A 1,806-nucleotide genomic window follows, 5' to 3' on the forward strand; every position below is an offset into this window, starting at 1 on the left:
TCGACGTTGGCGAACTTCAGCGCGATCTCGCGAATCGACGGCAGACGCTTCATGATCGTCTCGGCGCCGATGTGCGACAGATCGAGCAGCACGTGATCCTTGTTCGGACCGACGCCGCGGCCTTCCTTGATCTCCTGGTCCATCGAGCGCGAGACGAAGTCGCGCGGTGCCAGATCCTTCAGCGTCGGCGCATAGCGTTCCATGAAACGATCGCCGTTGGAGTTGCGCAGAATGCCGCCTTCGCCGCGCACGCCTTCGGTGATCAGCACGCCCGCGCCCGCCACACCGGTCGGGTGGAACTGCCAGAACTCCATGTCCTGCAGCGCGATGCCCGAGCGCGCGGCCATGCCGAGGCCATCGCCCGTATTGATGAACGCATTCGTCGATGCCGCGAAGATGCGCCCCGCGCCGCCCGTGGCGAACAGCGTCGTCTTGCCTTCGAGGATGTAGACCTCACCCGTTTCCATTTCGAGCGCGGTCACGCCGAGCACATCGCCGTCGGCGTCGCGGATCAGGTCCAGCGCCATCCATTCGACGAAGAAGTGCGTTTTAGCCGCGACGTTCTGCTGATACAGCGTGTGCAAGAGCGCGTGGCCGGTACGGTCAGCCGCAGCGCAGGCGCGTTGCACCGGCTTCTCGCCGTAGTTCGCGGTGTGGCCGCCGAACGGACGCTGATAGATCGTGCCATCGGCGTTGCGGTCGAACGGCATGCCCATGTGTTCGAGCTCGTACACCGCGTTGGGCGCTTCGCGGCACATGAACTCGATCGCGTCCTGGTCGCCGAGCCAGTCGGAGCCCTTGATGGTGTCGTAGAAGTGATAGTGCCAGTTGTCTTCGCTCATGTTGCCGAGCGAGGCGCCGATGCCGCCTTGCGCGGCGACCGTGTGCGAGCGCGTCGGAAACACCTTGGACAGCACCGCCACCGACAAGCCCGCGCGCGCGAGTTGCAGCGATGCGCGCATGCCCGAGCCGCCCGCGCCGACGATGACCACGTCAAAGCGACGACGCGGCAGGGAAGTCTTGATTGCAGCCATGTTCTTTAAACTCTCCAGAGAATCTGTGCGGCGTAGCCGGCGCATCCGATCAGCCACAGGATGGTCAATACCTGCAAGAGCAGGCGCAAGCTCATCGGCTTGACGTAGTCCATCCAGATGTCGCGAATGCCGACCCACGCGTGGTAGAAGAGGCAAAGCAAGGCCACGAAAGTCGCGAGCTTCATCCACTGGGTCGCGAAGATGCCCGCCCAGCCTTCATAGGAGAAGTTGTGCGCGCCGAAGAACCAGAACAGCAGAATGACGGTATAGACGGCCATCACCACCGCGGTGATGCGTTGCGCGAGCCAGTCGCGCAGACCGTAATGCGCGCCGACAACCAGGCGCTTGGGGCCGACTCGATTTTGCGTTGCCATGTTTAGAACACTCCGAAGATCTTGAGGGCCATCGCGAGCGTGAGCAACAGCGAAACGATCAGCACGATGAGGGCGGTCTGCCTGCCGCCTTCCTTGTTCACCGCGACGTGGGTGTCGAGCAGCAGAAAGCGGATGCCCGCGCAGAAGTGATGCAGATACGCCCACGACAGCACGAGCGTGACGATCTTGACGATGGGGTTGGCGAGAAAGCCCTTGAACGCGTCGAACGAAATCTCCGACGTGAGGCTCTGATCGAGCAGGTACAGGATGAACGGCAGACACACGAAGAGCAAGAGCCCGCTCACACGATGCAGGATGGAAACCTTCCCTGCCAGCGGCAAGCGATACTTCGCGAGCTGGCCGATTCCGATGTTCCGGTATTCCGGCCTTGGTTTTTT

At 62.3% G+C, this 1,806-nt stretch carries 3 protein-coding genes; all 3 read right to left on the bottom strand.

Annotated elements, in window-relative coordinates:
• Positions 1 to 1,034: FAD-dependent oxidoreductase (locus PQR08_RS38460; RefSeq protein WP_408164453.1), on the bottom strand; the 1,034-nt coding region annotated here is incomplete at its 3' end.
• A gap of 5 nt (positions 1,035 to 1,039) precedes the next feature.
• Positions 1,040 to 1,408 carry a succinate dehydrogenase, hydrophobic membrane anchor protein gene (gene sdhD, locus PQR08_RS38465; protein WP_187605503.1) on the bottom strand — a complete coding sequence of 123 codons (369 nt, stop codon included), beginning with the start codon at positions 1,406 to 1,408 and terminating at the stop codon, positions 1,040 to 1,042.
• A gap of 2 nt (positions 1,409 to 1,410) precedes the next feature.
• The coding region (sdhC, locus tag PQR08_RS38470; protein WP_250487933.1) for a succinate dehydrogenase, cytochrome b556 subunit at positions 1,411 to 1,806 on the bottom strand (396 nt) is incomplete at its 5' end.

This window comes from Caballeronia jiangsuensis (assembly GCF_046030135.1).
GTDB classification, from domain to species: domain Bacteria; phylum Pseudomonadota; class Gammaproteobacteria; order Burkholderiales; family Burkholderiaceae; genus Caballeronia; species Caballeronia jiangsuensis.